This is a genomic window from Microbacterium sp. X-17 (genome assembly GCF_039615055.1).
On record NZ_JBDHNI010000001.1, the window covers coordinates 317,786 to 338,531 of the forward strand.

Consider the following 20,746-nt stretch of genomic DNA (forward strand, 5'->3'; position numbering starts at 1 on the left):
CCGTCATGCAAGAGACTCGACCCGTCGAACTGAGCAGGAGCATCCCCGTGCACCGCAAAGCCAAGAAGGACTGGCGCGGCTGGCAGTTCACCGGCCCATTCGCAGCGGTGTTCGTCCTCGTCTTCATCGCCCCACTGGGATACGCGCTCTACCTGAGCCTGTTCCAAAACCGGATGATCGGCGGCAACAGCTTCGTCGGCCTCGACAACTACGTTCAGGCATTAGCCGACCCGCAGTTCTGGGACGGCTTCGGCCGGGTGGTGCTGTTCCTGCTTGTCCAGGTGCCGATCATGCTGATCCTCGCGCTGGTCGCCGCTCTCGCCATCGACAGCGCGCGCCTCTACGCGACCGGCCTGTTCCGAATGGCGATCTTCCTCCCGTACGCGGTGCCGGCGGTCGTGGCCGTGCTGTTGTGGGGTTTCATGTACGGCAACAACTTCGGGCTGACCGCGAACATCAACCAGCTCCTCGGCAGCCAAGTGCTGCAGCCGTTCTCGACGCATTGGATCCTCGCGTCGATCGGCAACATCGTCACCTGGGAGTACGTCGGCTACAACATGCTGATCTTCTACTCCGCTTTGAAGACCATCCCCGCTGACCTGTACGAGGCAGCAGAGATCGATGGGGCTCGTGGCTTCCAAGTGATCCGGGCGATCAAGCTCCCGGCCGCGCGCGGCGCGATCGTGATCGCGACGATCTTCTCGATCATCGGCAGCTTCCAGCTCTTCAACGAGCCCAACGTGCTCAAGCCGCTGGCGAACAACGCCATCACGTCCTACTTCACGCCGAACATGTACGCCTACAACCTGTCCTTCGCCGGCCAGCAGTTCAACTACGCCGCCACCATCGCCATCGTCATGGGCGTCATCACTGCGGTGATCGCCTACGTCGTCCAGCTGCGCGGAACCCGGAAGGAAGACCGATGACCACCCTGCGCCCTTCCAGCACCCTGCGCACCGTCAACCCGCACGCGCGTCGCCGCCGCTACGCGTTCGACCGTCCGCGCAAGTCCGTCGTCCTGACGATAATCATGGTGCTGTTCCTGCTGTATGCGATCGTGCCCCTGGCCTGGCTGGTCATCAATGCCAGCAAGACCCAAAACGACCTGTTCAGCAGCTTCGGCCTCGGCTTCGGCAGCCACTTCGCCCTCTGGGACAACATCGTCGAGACATTCACCTACAAGGACGGCATCTTCCTACGCTGGCTCGGCAACACCCTGCTCTACGTCGTCGTCGGCGCAGGCGGCGCGACACTGCTCGCAACGCTCGCTGGCTACGGGTTGGCGAAATACAAGTTCCCCGGCAAGAAAGCCTATTTCGCAGTCGTGCTCGGCGCCGTCGCGGTGCCCGGCACAGCGCTCGCCGTCCCTACGTTCCTTCTTTTCAGCCAGATCGGGCTCACGAACACCCCCTGGTCGATCATCATCCCGTCCCTGATCACCCCGTTCGGGCTCTATCTGATTTGGGTCTACACGATCGACTCGGTGCCCACCGAGCTGCTGGAGGCCGCACGGATCGACGGCGCCAGCGAGATGCGCACCTTCTTCACCATCTCGCTCAGACTGCTCACACCGGGCGTCGTCACCGTGGCCCTGTTCTCCATCGTGGCCACCTGGAACAACTACTTCCTGCCCCTGATCATGCTCAGCGACCCCACCTGGTACCCGCTCACCGTCGGCCTCAACCAGTGGAGCGCCCAGGCGACCGGCGTCTCCGCCCAGCCGATCTACAACCTGGTCATCACCGGGTCCCTGATCACCATCGTCCCGATCGTGATCATCTTCCTGTTCTTGCAGCGCTTCTGGCAGTCCGGCCTGAGCGCTGGAAGCGTCAAGCAGTGACCCGAGAACACTGCCAGACGCCGTCTCACCCCCTCCCTTCTCGAACCGCAACGGGTGACCTGCACCCTCACGCACAATGAAGTGAAAGGACATCACATGTTCAACCTCCGCAAGGGCGTCCGCCGACGCGGGCTCGCGGCCCTGGCCGTGGCCGCGGTCGCGGCTGTCTCCCTCGCCGCCTGCAGCGGCACCTCCGGCTCCAGCGGCGGCTCGTCCTCCGACCTGGACGCCGCGCTCAAGAAGGGTGGCGACCTCACCTACTGGACCTGGACCCCGTCCGGACAGGCCCAGGCCGACGCATTCATGAAGGCGTACCCGAACGTAAAGGTGAAGGTCGTCAACGCCGGCACAGCCACCGCCGAGTACACCAAGCTGCAGAACGCGATCAAGGCCGGCTCCGGCGCGCCCGACGTCGCCCAGGTCGAGTACTACGCGCTCCAGCAGTTCGCCCTCTCCGGCGGCCTGACCAACCTGCAGCAGTACGGCTTCGGTTCGCTGCAGAGCAAGTACACCGCCTCCACCTGGGGCGCAGTCAACATCGACAACGGCATCTACGGTCTCCCGCAGGACTCCGGCCCCATGGTGCTGCTTTACAACAAGACCATCTTCGACAAGTACGGCCTGACCGTCCCGACCACCTGGGACGAATACGTTGCCGACGCCGCCAAGCTGCACCAGGCGGACCCGACGAAGTACATCACCAACGACGCCGGCGACCCCGGCTTCGCGGACCCGCTGATCTGGCAGGCCGGCGGACACCCGTACAAGACCAACGGGACCAACGTCACCATCAACCTCCAGGACGCCGGCACCAAGAAGTGGGCCGACACCTGGAACAAGATGCTCGAGCCGGGCCTGCTCTCGGACATCCCGACCTGGAGCGACGACTGGTTCAAGGCGCTCGGCAACGGCACCCTCTCCACCATCGTCACCGGCGCGTGGATGCCCGGCATCCTGGAGGGCTCGGTCAAGGACGGCAATGGCCAGTGGCGCGTCGCCCCGCTGCCCAGCTACGACGGCAGCCCGACCACTGCGGAGAACGGCGGCAGCGCCCAGTCCGTGATCAAGGGCAGCAAGAACCCGGCCCTCGCGGCGGCGTTCCTGCGCTGGCTGAACAGCTCGAACAGCTCGATCGATGTGTTCCTGAAGAGCGGCGGCTTCCCGTCCACCACCGCCCAGCTCAACGCGGATTCGTTCCTGAACGAAGCACCGGCCTACTTCGGTGGCCAGCAGATCAACAAGGTCCTGGTCGACGCCTCCAAGCACGTCGCCAAGGGCTGGGAGTACCTGCCGTTCCAGGTCTACGCCAACAGTGTCTTCCCCGACACCGTCGGCAAGGAGTACGCCGCCAAGAGCGACCTCAACGCGGGCCTCAAGGCCTGGCAGGACAACCTTGTCACCTACGGCAACAGCCAGGGCTTCAAGGTCAACAAGTAACACCGAGCAGGTGGTGCCGGCGCGAAGAGGGCGCCGGCACCACCGCCCATTCTTACGGCTCGCGGTTCGAGCTGCCCACGCACCAGACCTCACGACGGTCGACGACGCCCTGGCGAGGAACGCTCGCGCGCGTCGCATCGTCTCCCCAGACCCCACTGGAGGGGCAATGAAAAGAACACGAATCGCGACGGCGCTCAGCGTCGTCCTGACCGCATCCGCCCTCGCGGTCATCCCGATGACCAGCGCGCAGGCGTACGCCCCGACCGGCGGAGTCCTGTTCAACCTCGGCAACGCGCAGTGCCTCAAGGGGCTCGGCAACTGTGCCGTCTACCCGAAGTCCGCGCAGCTGCCCGACGGGCGGCTGGTCGCCGCCTTCGAGAATTCCACCGTCCCTGCCTCCGGCAGCGCAGACGGCCAGACGATTCCCATCTACACCAGCGGGGACTATGGGACCACGTGGAGCCACCTCTCCGAGGTGAAGGCTCCGGCCTACATGTCCTCCGACCCGGCCTACGCGAAGTACGTCAGCGCCTGGACCAACCCCTACCTCTATGTCCTGCCCGAGGACGTGGGCACTCTGAAGAAGGGCACTCTCGTGCTGGCCGCGGTCGTCTCCGGTGACGACGCGTACTACACCGAACATAAGGCGGCCAACCCGAACTGGGTTCCGAACAACGACGGCGACCGCAGCAACGTCGCCATCGCCCTCTACTCCAGCACCGACGGCGGCACGAACTGGAGCTTCGACAACATCGTCGCGCAGGGCGGCTGGCAAGGCGGCAGCGCCGGAGCGATCGGCCACAATATCGCGGCTGCCAATACCTACAAGCAGGTCGACCCGGTCTGGGAGCCCTATCTGATGGCCTACCAGGGCCAGCTCGTGACCTACTACTCCGACGAGAACGACTACACCGGCTACGACCCCATCACGGGCGTTGCGACACTGGATTCGGCCAACGCGACCGCACCCGACCCGGGCGCGCAGATCCTCGCCCACCGCACCTGGGACGGAACCAGCGGCAGCGCCTGGAGCGCGCCCGTCGTGGACGTGTCGGGCACGACCTTCACCGCGGCGAACGGCACATCGGAAATAGGCGGCGGCCGTCCCGGCATGGCCAACGTCGTCCAGACCGCTGATGGCAAATGGATGCTCACCTACGAGTACTGGGGCGGCGGCGCGAACGTCCGCGTCAAGATCGCGGACGACCCCCTGAAGTTCTTCTCCGTCGGCGGCGCGGCCGGCGATGAGATCAGCCACGCGAACGGCAGCCAGGGGGTGCTCCCGTACGCCGCAGGCTCGCGCGGACTCTCCTGGGGCGGCAGCCCCGTCCTGATCCGGATGCCAGACGGCGCCCTCGCCTACAACGCCAGCGGAAGCGGCGATGTCTGGGTCAATCAGTCCGGGCGCAGCGACGGCGTCTGGACCCAGTACCAGACCACACTCGGCTCCGGCTACAGCCGCAACCTCCAATACGTGGCCGGCACCGGACGCCTCGAGATCCTCCAGGGGACCTGGGGCGGGGCCTCCAGCTCCGCGATCATCCGCTACGCCGACGTCGACTTCGGGCACTCTGACGGGGCGTACTACCAGATCGTCAACAAGAAGACGGGCCAGGTCATCGGCACGACGAACAACACTACTGACGCGAACATCGGCAACCACGACGTCCCCGACGTCCGCCTCGAAGACGCCGGATCGGCGGCCAACGCCGACACCCAGCTCTGGCACATTACGACCAAACAGGACGGCAACGTCACGCTGCTGAACAAGTCCGGAGGACGTGCTGCGGCGAGCTGGACCGGGAACGCGACGACCGGCCAGCGGATCGGGCAGTGGGTAGACAACACCGCCAACGGTCTGTTCTCGCTGCACACCAAAGCCGACGGCACCGTGTACTTCCAGAGCGTGCAGAACCCGTCGCTCTTCCTCACCGGCTCGGCCTCGGGCGCAAGCCTGACCCTGCAGCCCTCGACCAACGGCGACGGAACACAGGACTGGACCCTCATCCAGCAGGCCCCAGCGGTCGGCGACCTCACCCCCGGCACCCAGTCCACGGCATTGGTCGGCGATGCGCCCGTGGGCGCAGGCGGCACCCTCCCGCTAGACGCGACGGCCACCGACCCGGCCGGAAACCTCCTGCACGCGAACGTCACTGGTCACGCCTACCTGTTCGGCAGCGACGGCGCCGCAACGGATCTTGGCAGCGTCGCGTTCGGGCCGGATCAGAAGGGCTCGGTCACACTGCCAGCCAGCCTCCCGTTCAACTTGACCTATAAGGTCGCCGTCGTCTTCGACGGCACCCCGCTGCTCTGGGACACCGGCACCACCGGCAAAGTCGCAGCGACGGTCAGCGCCCCCGCCGTCACCAGCAACTGGGGAACCGCGGCCACCGTCACCGTCACCGTCACCGTCAGCTCACCGCTGCCGGTGACCGGCCAGGTCGCACTGACCGAGGGAACAACCGATCGAGGTCTCGCGACACTGAACAACGGCACCGCCACGTTCACGCTCCCCGTCGGCCTCGCCGCCGGCGACCACCCCCTCACCGCGACCTACTCCGGCAGTGACACGGTTCAGGCTGCGAGCACCTCCACGAAGGTGACCGTCGTCCTTCCGGCTGCGTGGAACAAGACAACGGCCTATCAGACCGGCGACATCGTCAGCTACAACGGCTCGGTCTACAAGGCCGGCTGGTACACCAAGGGCGAGACGCCCGGGTCCACCACCACCGGCGCGTGGCAGCAGCAGGCGATGACCGAGAGCGGTGCAACCGTCTGGACGGCATCGCGGGTGTTCCTCGCCGGCGACACTGTCCTCTATCAGGGCAGAACGTTCCGCGCCGATTGGTACACCCGCGGTGAGACCCCGGGCTCGACCACCGGCCCGTGGGAGGAGATCGCCACCGCACCCGACGGAACCGCACTATGGACACCCTCGCGCGTCTTCAACGCCGGCGACAAGGCGAGCTACAACGGCGTCATCTACGTCGCCAAGTGGTACTCCCGCAATCAGGTTCCCGGCAGCGCAAACGGCCCCTGGGCACCCCTGAGCTGACGCTCACATGCCGAGTGAGGGTGTGCGACGAAGATCCCGCACCCTCACTCGGGCGGATACTTCCTGGTCGGCGGTTGTCATCGGTGCCGTCGGCCAGGGAGCCGGAGCGCCGACAGCGCTCCGGCAGCACGGGACGGTCCGCGTCCCGGATTCAGAACCCCAAGGAAGAGGTTATGAAGAAATCCACCATCCGCCGCGCCATCGGAAGTCTGATCGCCGCCACGGCATTGGTCGTCGCGACCGCGATCTCGGCGCAGGCATACAGCCCCACCCCCGGAACCATCTATCAGCTGCCGTCCAACCAGGCATGTCTGAAGGGTCGCGGCAACTGCGCGATCTACCCGAAGGCCGCGCAACTCTCCAGCGGGCGACTCGTCGCCTCTTTCGAACAGTCCACGGTGCCCTCCTCCGGCAGTGCCGTCGGCCAGACCCTGCCGGTCTACAAGAGCGACGACGACGGAACCACCTGGCAGCTGCTCTCGCAGGTCCAGGCCCCCGCCTACCTGTCCAGCGACCCGTCCATCGCGAAGTACACCAGCGCCTGGACCAACCCCTACCTGTACGTGCTTCCCCAGCAGGTCGGCAATCTCGCCGCAGGCACGCTCGTCATGGCGGCCGTCGTTTCCGGCGACGACTACTACTACCTCGAGCAGAAGGCCGCCAACCCGAGCTGGGTGCCCACCAATGACGGTGACCGAAAAGACATGGCCATCGCCCTGTACTCCAGTACCGACAGCGGTGCGTCGTGGAACTTCCTCAACGTCGTCACCACTGGCAGCTGGCAAGGCGGGAGCGCCGGCGCGATCGGCCAGAACGTCTCGAACGCCAACACCTACAAGCAGGTCGACCCCGTGTGGGAGCCCTACCTGCTGGTCTACAACAACCAGCTCGTCGCCTACTACTCGGACGAGAACGACTACACCGGCTATAACTCCAGCACCGGCGCGCCGACGCTCGACCCGAACAACGCCACCGCGACCGATTCAGACGGGCAGATCCTCGCCCACCGCACCTGGAACGGCAGCAACTCGAGTTGGAGCAGTCCCGTCGTCGATGTCACCGGGACGACGGTGACGATGGGAGGCGGCAAGACCGAGATCGGCGGCGGCCGACCGGGCATGGCCAACGTCGTCCAGACCACGGACGGCAAGTGGATGCTCACCTACGAGTACTGGGGCGGAGGCGACAACGTCCGCTACAAGGTCGCAAGTGACCCGCTGCACTTCTACTCGGTCGGAGGCGCCGCGGGCACCGGGATCACGACGCTGCCCGTCACCACTGGATCCGGTGCGCTCACCACCGGTGGAAGCCCGGTCATCGTGCGGCTTCCGGACGGTCGGATCCTCTTCAACGCCGCGGGGAGCGGCAACGTCTGGATGAACTCCAGTGGCAGCAGCACCGGCACCTGGACCGCGTACCAGACGACCATGCCCGGCGCGTACAGCCGCAACCTCACCTACGACGCGACCACCGGGCGTGTCGTCATCCTGGCCAACCAGGGCACGTCCACGATAATCAACGCCGACATCGACTTCGGTCACTCAGCGGGCACGTACTACCAGATCGTGAACAAACTCACCGGTCAGGTGATCGGCACCACGAACAACACCACGGACGCCAACATCGGAAACGGAAACGCCCCGGACGTCCGCTTGGAGAGCGCAGGATCGGCGGGCAATCCGGATACGCAGCTCTGGCACATCACCACCAAGCCAGACGGCAACATCACACTCCTCAACAAGTCAGGTGGCCGTGCGGCGGAGATCTGGACCGGCAACGCCACGCAGGGCCAGCAGATCGGTCAGTGGGTCGACAACGCTGCGAATGGCCTTTTCGCGATGGTGACGAAGAGTAGCGGGTACGTGTACTTCCAGAGTGTGCAGAACCCCTCGCTCTACCTCACGGGATCTTCGGCGGGAGCCCCGTTGACTTTACAGCCGTCCGACAACGGGGGCGGCACGCAGGACTGGCAACTCGTAGCCAAGTAGGAATCCCTTCGTCTTCCCGTTGTGGCCGGAAGACTGCCGCGATGAGAAGCCCTTGAAAGGTGCAAGGCATGGGCAACCGGAGGTGAGAAGGGGGCGCCGAGGGTCGACCTCGGCGCCCCTGCTACCTCACTTGGTGCCGAGCCCGGTCTGAACCGCAACCGTGGATGGCGCCCCCGACACGAAACGCGCGAGGGTGATCGTGTCGATGTTCGGGCCGTAGGCCGTCGCGTTCCCGAGGGTGAGTGCCCCGCCGTCCGTGGTCAGCGTGAGAGGAACGGTCTTGTCCCAGAAGCTGTTCCACGAGTAGTTGTGGCGGAACGCGGCCCGCACACTGTCACCACCGGCTTCGCTGATGTCGAGGAACCGGCTGATCACCTGCGGGTTGTAGTTAATCGCTGCAGACTTGTCGGCGTTCGCGGCCGAGATTACCAGCTGGTAGTCGCCGGCATCGAAGCCGGACGGGCGGGGGATGCTGAGCGTGTTGCCCGCGCCGTTGCCGATGTAGCCGACGTCGCGGACTACGCCGTTGGCGTCGGCCGAACCGTTGGAGTTCGCCGGGTCGGTCTGCACGGTCGCGGCACCGGAGCGGGGCAGAGCTTCGGCCTCGCTGTGGAACACCGCGGCCGGATCCGTGTCCGCCGCCTTCTGAGCCGCGCCGCGGAGTGTGGAGATGCCGCCGATGAGCGCGCTGCCTGAGGTGGCGCGGACGGTCAGCTCGTTCACGCCCTGCGGTAGGTACACCCGTGCGGTCGAGTCGAACGTCCCTGGGCCTCCGGTGGCCGGGAGGGACAGGGTACGGCCGTTCACCGAGAGCGCGAGGGTCGCGCCTCCTCCGCTGGTCGCCGAGTGCACGGTGACGTCGTAGTACCCGGTCTCCGCGGTGGTCGCGTAGAACGCGGCGCTCGCGTCGCCGGACACCGTCGCGTAGCCGCGTGCCGCCGGCTGCTGCCACGACAGGGCTGCGCCTCCGGCCAGGGTCGCGTCCACGGCCGGGTACACGGCCTGCTCGCCGCCGGTCAGGTCGTACAGGTCGACCCGGTCGAGGGTGATGTCGGCGCCGGGAAGCACCGTGACGCCGTCCTTGCTGGCCCGCAGCGACAGCGCGTGCGTGCCCGCCGTGAGGTGGAGCGTGACGTCCGTCGTTCCGCGGTAGGTCCAGCCGAGGTCGGCGGAATACTTCACGAGCTGGTTGTAGGCGCCGTCGACAAACAGCGCGTGCTGGCCGGGAGCCTGGTTGGCGCCGGCGAGCACCGAGAGACGGTAGTCACCGCTCGTCGGCACCGTCACGTTCCAGGTCGCGGACGAAGCGGCCTTGTTGAACGAGCCGACGTCCTTGCCGCCGGAGGCCATGAACGACCACTCGCGGGACGGATCCTGGGTGTAGATGGTCGCGTTCGCGATGGTCGCGTTCTCGGCCTCGGTGCTGTTCACCAGCGCACGGGAGACCGGCTGCGGGTCGGTCGCCTGCGGCGTGATCTCGAGCTGGTACGCCGAGTAGCGGTCGCTGTTCGGCACCGTCACCTGGACCTCGCCGTTCTGGATCTTCGCCGTCGTCGACAGGATCACCGGCGGCTGCAGCGACGCGCCCTCGGCGCCGTTCAGCCGGTCGGCGCGCACCGTCACCTGCACGGTCTTGCCGAAGGTGGAGACGTCGAGTCCCTTCGCGTCGAGCGCGACATCGGACGATCCGCCGCCGAAGAGCACAGTGGCCTTCCGGTTCGCGGTGTCGATCGCGGCGAGACCCTGGAGGCTGTCGACCGTGTTGAGGTGCGGCGGGGTGACCGTCGCGGTCTGCGACCCGGCGAGTGAGCCGTACCAGTCGAACATCCACCAGCCGCCGTTGGCGCCGTTGTTGCGCGACGAGTTGTCGGACAGGTTGCCCGCGTAGTTCCAGAACGCGGTCTGCGCGTCGACCTTCTCGTCCTCGAACATCGAGATCCACTGGACGAGCTGGCCCGGCACGCTCATGTCGCGCAGCATCCCGTACTCCGTGATGTTCACCGGGATGGGGGCGATGCCGAGCTGTGTGAGAAGCGCGCTGTAGGCGTCGCGGTGGCTGCGGAACGTCGCCAGGTTGTTCGTCCCGAGCTCGTGCCAGATGAAGACGTTGGGCAGCTCGGCGTGCTGCTTCGCGTAGGCGAGGAAGTCGGCGCTGCGATCGGGGTGCCAGGTCGAGTCGCCGGGGCCGCCGACGCGGGCGTGGCCGAGGCCGTGCTCGGCGTAGACGCTCTGGATGGTGTCGTAGGCGGCGGTCCAGTCGGCGAGGAACTGGTCCTTCTGCGTCGACCAGTTCGGGTACCAGTTGCCGCCGTCCGGCTCGTTGAAGGGGATGAACACGTACTTCGACGGGTCCTGCGACTTGGTGGCGACGTCCTCCACGGCCTGCTTGAGGATCGGGAGGTAGTCCCAGACGCCGTCGTTGTTGGCGTCGCCGGGGCGCTTGCCGCCGTTGTACGGCCAGTCCGGGTACATGTCCTGCACGTACACGTAGAGGTCCTTGCCGCCGCCGGCGAAGAAGGACTTCTCCACCTGGAGGGCGTCGCCGCTGGGGTGCTGCGCCCCCTGGGGCGGCTTCTGGGAGGTGTTGGTGATGTGCGCTCCGTCGAGCACGGCCTGGCTGGGGACGCCGTCGTCGCCGAGACCGTAGAGCGTCCCGGTCGCGCCGCCGCGGAACGCGCCGGTGGTCTTCGAGAAGTCGACGGAGAGCGGGTCGGCCGGAGCGGCGGAGGCCGGTGCGGCCACCAGGCAGCCGACGGTGAGAGCGACGCCGGCGGAGGCGGCGATCGCGGGCAGGAGTGCCCGGCGGCGAGAGCGCCGGGCGAGTGGGGAGGTCAAAGCGGTACTCCTTCGTACGGGATGGATGGACGGCCCCGGTCACATCGACGCAACCTGAAACCGCTATCATGATAGCGATTTCGTCTGCCCTCGCAAGGGGGTGGGGACTTCAATGTTCACATGGCTGATAGCGCTATCAGATTGAGACTTGCGTTCTTGTCTGATACCGCTATCATGGATCCAGCGCCGAGCGACGAACCGCCGGCGCGGCACCGCATCCGCGAAGAAGAGGAACCCGATGACCGACCGCCTGAGCTGGGGCAACGGAACGCTGACCGTCGAACTCGAATGGTCGGCCGGTTCCGCTCCGCGCATCGCGTCGGTCGCCTCGGCCGGGGTCCGCCTCGAGATGCCGGCCGGCCTCCCGCTGGTCGACGTGCTCACGGTCTGCCACGGCCACTCGCTCGCCAACGACCGGCTGGTCCACACGGTGATCGGCCACGAGTCCCGCTACGCCGGGCACGAGGAGCGGACCACCCCCACCGGCCGCGAGCTGAGCCTACGGATGCGGCACGCCGGCACCGGTCTCGAGATCGAGCTGCTGCTGCAGCTCCCGGACGGCCTCGGCGTCCTCCGCTCGTCGGTCACGGTCGTGAACCGCGGCGACGACGACCTGGTCCTCCGCTCCATCCCGTCGCTCGCCCTCTACCTCGGCGGGGACGCCTCCAGCAGCATCCGGGACTGGGACGTCCACCACGCCCTGAGCGACTGGCTCGGCGAGGGGCGCTGGATCAGCGAACCGCTCAACGGCGTGAGGTTCCCGCGCCTCGAGCAGCACCTCACCAACCACAACCCGCGCGGGGAGTTCAGCGTCACCTCTACCGGCACCTGGTCGACCGGCAAGCACCTCCCCGTCGCGGCCGTCGGCTCTGGTCGGCTCGGCGCCGCGTGGGCGTGGCAGATCGAGCACAACGGCGCCTGGCGCTGGGAGATCGGCGAGGACACCGCAAGCGGCTACGTCGCGCTGTCCGGTCCAACCGACACCGACCACCAGTGGACGCAGACACTCCACCCGGGCGACGCGTTCGGCACGGTTCCCGTCGCGATCGCGTTGGCCTCCGACTTCACCGCTGCGATCGCGCAGCTCACGGCCTACCGCCGAGCGGCCCGGCGCGACCACCCGGACAACACGGCGATGCCCGTGATCTTCAACGATTACATGAATACGCTCAACGGCGACCCGACCAGCGAGAAACTGCTCCCGCTGATCGACGCGGCCGCTGCCGTCGGCGCAGAGGTCTTCTGCATCGACGCCGGCTGGTACGACGACAGCGGCGAGTGGTGGGACACCGTGGGGGAGTGGACGCCGAGCACGACGCGCTTCCCGGGCGGCCTCGGGGAGGTCATCGACCGCATCCGCGCCGCCGGGATGGTGCCGGGGCTCTGGCTGGAGCCGGAGGTCATCGGTGTGAACAGCCCGATGGCCGCGCGGCTGCCGGACGAGGCGTTCCTCCAGCGCGGCGGCAAGCGCGTCGTCGAGCACCACCGCTACCATCTCGACCTGCGCCACCCGGCCGCGCGCGCCCACCTCGACGAGGTCGTCGACCGCCTGGTCCACGACTTCGGCATCGGCTTCTTCAAACTCGACTACAACATCAACCCGGGTCCGGGCACCGACCTCGACGCCGACAGCGTCGGCGCCGGCCTGCTCGCGCACAACCGCGCGCACCTCGCCTGGCTGGAGGGCGTGCTCGACCGCCACCCGGAGCTCGTGCTCGAGAACTGCGGCTCCGGCGCCATGCGCGCGGACTTCGCGATGCTCTCCCTGCTGCAGATGCAGTCGACCTCCGACCAGCAGGACTTCCTCAAGTACCCGCCGATCGCCGCCGCGGCGCCGGCCTCCATCCTCCCGGAGCAGACGGCGAGCTGGGCGTACCCGCAGCCGGAGATGACCAACGAGGAGGCCGCCTTCTGCCTCGCGACCGGCCTGCTCGGCCGCTACTACGTCTCTGGGCACCTGGGCCGGATGGACCAGGGGAGGCTGGATCTCGTCGCCGACGCCGTCGCTGTCGCTAAGTCGCTGCGCGGCGACCTGCTCGCCTCGACACCGTTCTGGCCGCTCGGCATCCCGGCCTGGGATGCGCCGTGGACCGCCCTCGGGCTCGCTGTCGACAGCGGCGCCCTCCTCACGGTCTGGAACCGCGATCCCGCCGCCGGCGGGATCGAGCTCGACCTCGGCCGGTTCACCGGCTCCGACCTCACGGTCACCACGATCTTTCCGCGTTCGCTACCCGAGTGGAGCACCCACTGGGACGCGGAAACCGGACGACTGCGCGTCGCCGGGCCTGCCGATGAGGCAGGCGCACGAGTCCTCCGTCTCCAGGCCGTCGGACGCACCGCCCCCGGTGTCCCGTCGCCGACCGCAATACATTCCGCTACTCGAACCCAGTGGCGTTAACCTCGCTACGACATATCAAGGAGAGCAGTTCAATGAAGATCGCTTGGAAGGGAGCCGCGACCGTCGCGGCCATCGCGGCCGCCGCGGCGCTGGTCCTCAGCGGATGCAGCGACCCCGGCTCGGGAGGCTCCGGCAGCGGCGCCGCCACCTGGCCGGCTCAGGACACGAAGCTCAGCGGCGTGAACCTGACCATCTGGGCCGCCCAGAACTCCAACAAGACCGCTGACAGCGTCATCTCGGGCTTCGAGAAGCTCACCGGCGCGAAGGTCAAGGTCGTCACGATCCCCGACCCGTACGAGCAGGGCATCCAGACCAAGGTCGCCACGGGTGACAAGCCCGACCTGGCCTTCTGGCAGCCCACCGCCTCCGAGCTGACGGCGCTGAACGCCACGCAGAACCTGCAGTCGCTCCAGGGCGCGCCCTGGGTGAAGAACTACACGGGCAACCTCGGCGACATGACCGGCATCCTGAACGGCACCCGCTATGCCGCCCTCGTCACCACCCCGGCCGTGATCGGCGTCTACTACAACAAGGACGTCCTGTCGGCCAACGGCATCAGCTCGACCCCGAAGAACTGGGACGAGTTCATCGCCGACGCGCAGGCGCTGAAGGCGAAGGGCGTCGACCCGTTCTACGAGATGGGCGGCGACAAGTGGGCCACCCAATGGTGGGTGCAGGCGCAGCTCGCCGACGCGGCCAAGACCGGCCTGTGGGACAAGGTGAACTCCAACACCGAGAAGTTCACCGACCCGACGATCCAGGGCGCGATCGACAACTACCAGAAGCTGATCCAGCAGGGTCTGTTCAACTCCGACATCAAGACCGCGACGTTCGTCGACCAGGGCAAGGCGCTGCTGGACGGTAAGGCGGCGATGGTCATGCAGGTCAACTCGTTCTTCGGCGAGCTGCAAGCGACCTCCAACACTGCGGACCTGAACAAGAAGATCGGCTTCTTCCCGATCTCGCCCAAGGGCAACGTCGGCACGTTCATCCCCGACCAGTCCAACGCCCTCGTCGCCTTCAAGACCGGTGACAGCAAGCGCGAGGCCGCGGCCCGCCAGTTCCTCAGCTACTGGCTCGGCGACGGGTACAACGACTTCGTGAAGGCCCAGTCCACGGTCTCGCTCATCAAGGGCGTCGACACCCCGAGCGACGTCCCGACGGCGCTGCAGGACGTCGCCAAATCGCTCGACACCTCGGTCGGCTCGATGCAGGCACTCGCCGTGGCGAACCCCGACCTGTACCTCAACCTCGCCGACATGATCCAGGGCACCAAGACGCCGGTCCAGGTGGCGCAGACCACCCAGGACCAGTTCGCCCAGCTCGCCAAGGCGCAGGGAGTGAAGGGCTTCTAGCCCGCAACTCCAAACCGGTGTACCGGGGCGGTGGCGACACCCGCCGCCCCGGCCCACCGGTACAGGACCCACGAAAGGCAACAAACCCGATGACCGCACAACTCGCGCCCCTAGCGCCCGCGCCACCGGCGGTCGCCCGCACGGTGGAGAAGCGCCGCCGAACCGGACGCCGCCAGGACCATCCCGCCTGGTTCCTCGTCCCCGCCCTGATCGTGCTGGTCGTCTTCTTCTTCGTTCCGACGATCTTCAACTTCGTCTACGCCTTCACCGACTGGTCCAGCTTCCACAGCCAAATCAACTTCGTTGGCTTCGACAACTTCGCCTCGCTGTTCGGCAACGGCAGCCTTCTGAGCGACCTGCGGATCACACTGATCTACGCGGTCCTTGTCGCGATCTTCCAGAACCTGTTCGGTCTCATCCTGGCCCTTGTGCTGGAGCGCGACACCCGCATCAACCGATTCGCTCGCGTTGCGTTCTTCGTGCCGGTCGTCATGTCGGCCCTTGCCGTGGGCTACATCTTCCAGGCGCTGCTGAAGCCAGCGGGTGGCCTCAATCAGATCCTGTCCTTCCTCACCGGGCAGCACGTCACCATCGCTTGGCTGGGGAGCACGACCTGGACGATCGTCGTCGTCGCCTTGATCCATGCGTGGAAGTGGATGGGCCTCTCCATGCTCATCTACCTCGCTGGACTCAAGACCATCAACGAGGACATCCTTGAGGCCGCGCGGCTCGACGGCGCGAGCTGGTGGACCACGTTCCGAACCATTCGCTTCCCGCTGCTGGCACCAGCTGTGACCTTCAACGTGGCCACGGCCCTGCTCGGCTCGATGAACGGCTTCGACATCGTGCAGGCCACCACTGCCGGAGGCCCCGGCGGCACCACCGAACTGCTCAACATCTTCATCTTCCGCACCTTCGGGCAGGGGCTGTTCGCCCAGGCCACCACCATGAGCCTCAGCCTGTTCCTGATGGTCACGATCCTCGCCTTCCCCGTCATCTACTTCCTCCGCAGAAGGGAGAACGTGCTGTGAGCGCCCTCACCCCGTCCCGCCGCCCTCGCCGGCGGGTCACGCCGTCGCGCGTCGTCCAGCCGATCGTCGCCATCCTGCTCGTCGTGCTCCTGCTCGGCGTGCCGTTCTGGCTCGTCGTCGTCACAGCGGGCAAGGACCAGGCAGAGGCGCTGAACCCCAGCCTCGCCCTCCCTACCACCTGGCACCTTCTGCAGAACTTCGCGACCGTGCTCGACCAGGGCCGGATGATCGCCGCGTTCTTTGGCAGCCTGCTCATCATGGTTCCGTCCGTGTTCGGGGTGCTGCTGCTCGGGGCGATGGCTTCGTGGATCCTCGGCCGCCGGCGCAGCAAGCCGATCGCCTTCGTCTATGCGCTCGGCATCAGCGGTATTGTCCTCCCGCCAGCAGTCGTGACGATCGTGCTGCTGCTGCGCCAGATCGGGCTCGCGGGCACCGCGGTCGGCATGATCGGCGTCTACATGGGCATGTACCTGTCAACGGTGATCTTCTTCGTCACCGGCTTCGTGCGCACCATCCCGGTCGAGCTGGAGGAGGCCGCACGCGTCGACGGCGCCGGCCCGCTCCGGGTCTTCTTCCGGGTGATCATGCCGCTGCTCGGGCCGACGCTCGCGACGGCGACCATCCTGATCTGCCTCTACATCTGGAACGACGTGTTCTACGCGCTATTCGTGGTCGGCGGCCGACTCGACACGCTGCCGCTGAACCTCTACCAGGTCGCCAGCTCGGGCCTGTACCTGCAGAACTGGCACCTGATCTTCGCGTACATCATCCTGATGAGCCTCCCGCTGCTGATCACCTTCACGGTCATGCAGCGCCGGATCATCTCCGGCATCACCAGCGGCGCGGTCAAGTGAGCCGCGGCGGGGGCCGGTCGTGGAGGCTCAGGGGAGGGGCGTCGCTATGCTGAGGACGATGTCGAACAACGCCCCGAGACCGCCTGTGATCAGCGACGTCGCACGCCGGGCCGGGGTATCCGTCCCGACCGTGTCACGCGTGCTCAACGGCGCCGCGTACGTCTCGGAAGAGAAGCGCGCCAAGGTCATGCAGGCTATCCAGGAACTGGACTTCCGGCCATCCGCAGCCGCGCGCGCCCTGGTCGCCCGTCACCCGAAGCTCATCGCGGTGATCGCGGGCAACACCTCCCGGTACGGCTACGCGGAGACGATCCGCGGTGTCGAGGAGAGCGCGCGCGCCGCGGGCTACACGGTGACGATCACGGTCGTGGAGTCCGCCGACGACGAGACCGTCGCGCGAGCGGTCTCGCTCGTGCTGGACCAGCCGATCGCCGGGGTGGTCGTGCTCAAGTTCGACCCGCCGGGCGTGGCCGCGCTGCACAGCATCCCCAAGTCGATCCCGACGGTGTCCATCTCCGGCGTCCGCGAGACGGGCGTGCCGCAGGCCGTGCTGGCTGAGGCGGAAGCGGCGGAGGAGGTCGTCGATTACCTGCTGGGGCTCGGACATGAGACCGTCCAACACGTCCGGGTGCCCCCGTCCCGCAAGGAGGATGGCCGCACAACCGGCTGGCGCCGCGCGCTCGTCGCCCACGGCGCGCCCATCCCCGTGCCGATCGACGCGAGCTGGGAGCCGGAGTCCGGCCGTGAGATCGGCCGCGCGCTCGCCGCGGACCCCTCGGTGACGGCAGTGTTCTGCGGTAACGACGAGATCGCGATGGGCGTCATCCGCGGTCTGACCGAGGGTGGCAAGTCGGTTCCGGCGGACGTCAGCGTCGCCGGCTTCGACGACCACCCGCTCGCTCGGATGTGGACGCCGCCGCTGACGACGGTCGACCAGGACTTCGCCGGACTGGGGTCGCGCGCGTATGAGCTGCTGGAGACCGTGATCAGTGGCCGGAAGGTGCGTAAGTTCTCGTCCGAACGGCCGACGGTGGTCATCCGCGAGAGCACGGCGCCGCCTCGGAAGTGACGGGCTCGTTCACCGCGAATAGCGCGCGCGGAGTGCATGGCCATCAGTTTGCTGTGTAGCTGACATGAACGCGAGAAGTTGACCTTGAGCGTCCTCCCAAGTGGAAGACCCGACTGTCAACAACCTCCGTCAGTTGCACAGTTTATAGCAAACGGAACTGCGCGCGTTTGCCCACATTTTGCCCACGGATGAACGAGATCCAGATAGACTCTATGTGATCATATGTGATCCAATTAGCAGTTCTGATCAGGGAAAATCTTCAAGATCCACGGGATTCCGGGGTCGTCGAATAGAGTTCAAATCCCTCCGTCCCCGCCCATCAATATGGGTGGCAGAGTCGACGCCCCGGGAGCGGGGATTTGACTACCGACGCCCAGTGGATTCGCGGACGACCAGCTGCGCCTCGGTCTCAGGGCCGGCCTCCGGCTTCGGCGATTCGGTCACCGCGCTCAGTGCCAGTTCTGCGACATAGCGCCCGAGTCCCGCGGTGTCGATCCGCACGCTCGTGAGGCTGGGCACGAAAAGCGATGCCAGGGGGCTGTCGTCGTGGCCGATCACCGCGACGTCCCTTGGTACCGTGTGGCCGGCGCGGAGGACGGCGCCCGCGACCAGGGCGGCGATGTCGTCGTTGTACGCGACGACGCCGTCGACTCCTTGCGCCAGCCACTGTCCCACCGTCTCGGTCGCGTTGGTGTGGTCGATGTCCGCATCCGCAGCGAACCTGCTGCCGGTCCGTTCAAGCAGTGTCCGAGTCGCTAGCGCACGGCGGGTGCGCACGAGGTCCACGATGCGCGGATCCGCCGAGCCGGCGAATGCGAGCGTGGTCCGGCCCCGCTCCAGGAGGTGCTCGACCTGGATGCGCGGCCCTTCGACGTACCGCAGGTCGTCGGCGCCAGGTTGCGCTTCGTCCTCGAGAACGGCCGCGATCACATGCTGCACGCCGCTGTCTCTGATCTCCGCCACAACGGTGCGGGGGAGGGGCGCCATCCCGAGAACCACGTCGGGGCGCAGCGTCTCCCAGAGAGGTTGAGCCTGCCCGCCGGGATGCGGCGTCATCGTGACCAGCGAATATCCGGCCCGATCCAAGACGAGGGAGGCCTCGTCCAGGTGCGTGCGCATGCTGTAGTCCATGGGCCAGTCCGGGAGGATCAGCAGCACGATGCGGCTCTGACCGCTCCGGAGTGCGCGCGCGGCCGTGTGCGGTCTGTACCCGAGGCGCTTCGCCTCGGTGAGCACACGTTCCCGGGTCGCCGGGGAGATCGTCTGACCAGGAGTGTTGTTGAGGACGAAGCCGACCGTCGCGCGGGAGATCCCCAGGGCGCGCGCGACATCGGCGGCGGTCACGCGCTTGAGGGCTTCCGAGTTCGTCACAGACTCTCCTTCGTCGTACCGACTCTATCTCGCACTTGCACGTGCTAGCTAGGCGCGTCTATAGTGACATCACTAGCTCGTGCTAGTTACTTAGTTGGCGATCGCGCACTAGCGATCGAGCCCTGACGATCGAGCCCTGACGATGGAGTCACCTGACATGTCGAACCCCACCAGCGACGAACCAGTCGTCGCAGCGATGCCATCACCGCTTCCCACTCCGACCGTTCATCCCGAGGTGGTCGCCGAAGAGGTGCAGACCCCGCCGGAGCTTCCGAAGGTCGGCGCCAAGTACATCTGGTTCATGGTGCTGGCGCAGTTCGGCGTCTTCATGGCCTTCATCACCCCCATCGCGATCTCGCTCGCGATCCGGGTCCAGTCGATCGCTCCGGGGCACGCCGAGTACCTCGGCTACATCACCGGCACCGGCGCCTTGTTCGTGATGCTGAGCGCACCGTTCATGGGGGTGTGGAGCGACCGGACCCGGACCCGCATCGGCCGCCGCCGTCCCTTCATGATCGGCGGCATGGTCGTCGGTGTCATCTCCCTGGTCTGGATGGCGGTCGCACCGTCGGTCGTGCTGCTCGGAGTCGGCTGGGTCCTCGCGCAGTGGGGATGGGGCACCGTGCTCAGCAACCTCCAGATCTCCACTGCCGACCGCCTCCCAGAATCGCAGCGCGGCAAGGTCGGCGGTCTCACCGGCTTCGCGACGCAGATCGCTCCCGTGTTCGGTGTCGTCATCGCCCAGTTCTTCACGGCCAATGCCCTGCTGCTCTTCCTCGTCCCCGGCGCGGTCGGCGTCATCCTGGTGACACTCTTCGTCACCCTCGTGCACGAAGACGACAGCCGCAGCCTGCCGAAAGAGCAATTGACCGTCGGCCGTCTGCTGCGGAAGTACGTCTACAACCCGGCGCAGTTCCCGGACTTCTCCTGGAACTGGCTCGGCCGATTCCTCTTCTACTTCGGGCTCACCCTGAACACGACTTTCACCGCCTTCTTCTTCGCGGAGCGCATGGGCGTCACGGTCGATAAGGTTGCCGGCGTCATCGCCGCCCTCGGCGGCATCGGCGTGCTCGCCACGACCGCTGGCGCACTCGGCGGCGGCTTCCTCTCCGACCGACTGCGTCGGCGCCGCGTCTTCCTCGTGCTCGGCGGTGCGGTGATGGCGGCGGGCATGACGACGATGGCCCTCTCCAGCTCGCTGCCGTTCCTGATCGCGGGCTCGTTGGTGGTATCGCTCGGAATCGGCCTGTTCGCCGCGGTCGACCAGGCGCTGCTGCTGGATGTGCTGCCGGAAAAGGACACGGACGCAGGGCGCTTCATGGGTATCACCGGCTTCGCTACCTCGATCCCGCAAGCGGTCGCCCCGCTCGTGGCTTCGGCGATCCTCCTCATCGGGGTCACCGGTGGTCAGAAGAACTACACGCTGCTCTTCCTCGTCGCCGCAGCTCTGGTCCTGCTCGGTGGCCTCGTCATCCTCCGCATCCGCTCCGTCCGCTGATCCCTAAGGCTCGTC

General features: G+C 66.8%; 13 protein-coding genes. 11 read left to right on the forward strand and 2 right to left on the reverse strand.

What is annotated here, in order from left to right; all coding sequences use genetic code 11:
- The first annotated feature begins 5 nt into the window (after nucleotides 1-5).
- The 5 genes from ABCS02_RS01505 (at nucleotide 6) to ABCS02_RS01525 (ending at nucleotide 8,320) form a co-directional block, all read left to right on the forward strand.
- The gene (locus ABCS02_RS01505) at nucleotides 6-926 is read left to right on the forward strand and encodes a sugar ABC transporter permease (protein ID WP_345833842.1); all 921 of its coding nucleotides are present in this window, start codon (nucleotides 6-8) and stop codon (nucleotides 924-926) included.
- Nucleotides 927-1,030: 104 nt separating this feature from the next.
- Nucleotides 1,031-1,840, forward strand: a complete 810-nt coding sequence (locus ABCS02_RS01510; protein WP_345835156.1) for a carbohydrate ABC transporter permease — start codon at nucleotides 1,031-1,033, stop codon at nucleotides 1,838-1,840.
- 96 nt (nucleotides 1,841-1,936) lie between these two features.
- A complete protein-coding gene (locus ABCS02_RS01515) occupies nucleotides 1,937-3,277 on the forward strand; it encodes a sugar ABC transporter substrate-binding protein (RefSeq protein WP_345833843.1) in 1,341 nt (446 codons plus the stop codon).
- Between the two features lie 166 nt (nucleotides 3,278-3,443).
- Complete coding sequence (locus tag ABCS02_RS01520) at nucleotides 3,444-6,332, forward strand: carbohydrate-binding protein (protein WP_345833844.1); 2,889 nt, start codon at nucleotides 3,444-3,446, stop codon at nucleotides 6,330-6,332.
- 173 nt (nucleotides 6,333-6,505) lie between these two features.
- Complete coding sequence (locus ABCS02_RS01525) at nucleotides 6,506-8,320, forward strand: RICIN domain-containing protein (protein ID WP_345833845.1); 1,815 nt, start codon at nucleotides 6,506-6,508, stop codon at nucleotides 8,318-8,320.
- A 126-nt stretch (nucleotides 8,321-8,446) separates the two neighbouring features.
- Here ABCS02_RS01525 and ABCS02_RS01530 read toward each other — a convergent pair whose 3' ends face one another.
- Nucleotides 8,447-11,155, reverse strand: a complete 2,709-nt coding sequence (locus tag ABCS02_RS01530) for a CBM35 domain-containing protein (protein ID WP_345833846.1) — start codon at nucleotides 11,153-11,155, stop codon at nucleotides 8,447-8,449.
- Between the two features lie 238 nt (nucleotides 11,156-11,393).
- Here ABCS02_RS01530 and ABCS02_RS01535 point away from each other — a divergent pair, with 238 nt between their 5' ends.
- The 5 genes from ABCS02_RS01535 (at nucleotide 11,394) to ABCS02_RS01555 (ending at nucleotide 17,862) form a co-directional block, all read left to right on the forward strand.
- A complete protein-coding gene (locus ABCS02_RS01535) occupies nucleotides 11,394-13,553 on the forward strand; it encodes a glycoside hydrolase family 36 protein (RefSeq protein ID WP_345833847.1) in 2,160 nt (719 codons plus the stop codon).
- 32 nt (nucleotides 13,554-13,585) lie between these two features.
- The gene (locus tag ABCS02_RS01540) at nucleotides 13,586-14,908 is read left to right on the forward strand and encodes an ABC transporter substrate-binding protein (RefSeq protein WP_345833848.1); all 1,323 of its coding nucleotides are present in this window, start codon (nucleotides 13,586-13,588) and stop codon (nucleotides 14,906-14,908) included.
- 89 nt (nucleotides 14,909-14,997) lie between these two features.
- On the forward strand, nucleotides 14,998-15,939 hold the full coding sequence (locus ABCS02_RS01545; RefSeq protein ID WP_345833849.1) for a sugar ABC transporter permease: 942 nt from the start codon (nucleotides 14,998-15,000) through the stop codon (nucleotides 15,937-15,939).
- Nucleotides 15,936-16,793: a carbohydrate ABC transporter permease gene (locus ABCS02_RS01550; RefSeq protein ID WP_345833850.1), complete on the forward strand. Its 858-nt coding sequence runs from the start codon at nucleotides 15,936-15,938 to the stop codon at nucleotides 16,791-16,793. Before ABCS02_RS01545 ends, ABCS02_RS01550 begins: the two co-directional genes overlap by 4 nt.
- Before the next feature lie 58 nt (nucleotides 16,794-16,851).
- The gene (locus tag ABCS02_RS01555) at nucleotides 16,852-17,862 is read left to right on the forward strand and encodes a LacI family DNA-binding transcriptional regulator (protein WP_345833851.1); all 1,011 of its coding nucleotides are present in this window, start codon (nucleotides 16,852-16,854) and stop codon (nucleotides 17,860-17,862) included.
- Nucleotides 17,863-18,225: 363 nt separating this feature from the next.
- Here the strand turns inward: ABCS02_RS01555 and ABCS02_RS01560 are convergent, their stop codons facing one another.
- Nucleotides 18,226-19,233 (reverse strand): LacI family DNA-binding transcriptional regulator, encoded by a 1,008-nt coding sequence (locus tag ABCS02_RS01560; protein ID WP_345833852.1) that lies wholly within the window; start codon nucleotides 19,231-19,233, stop codon nucleotides 18,226-18,228.
- Nucleotides 19,234-19,468: 235 nt separating this feature from the next.
- Between ABCS02_RS01560 and ABCS02_RS01565 the strand changes: the two genes are divergently transcribed.
- Entirely contained in the window at nucleotides 19,469-20,731 is a 1,263-nt protein-coding gene (locus ABCS02_RS01565) for an MFS transporter (protein ID WP_345833853.1), read from the forward strand.
- Nucleotides 20,732-20,746: the final 15 nt, after the last annotated feature.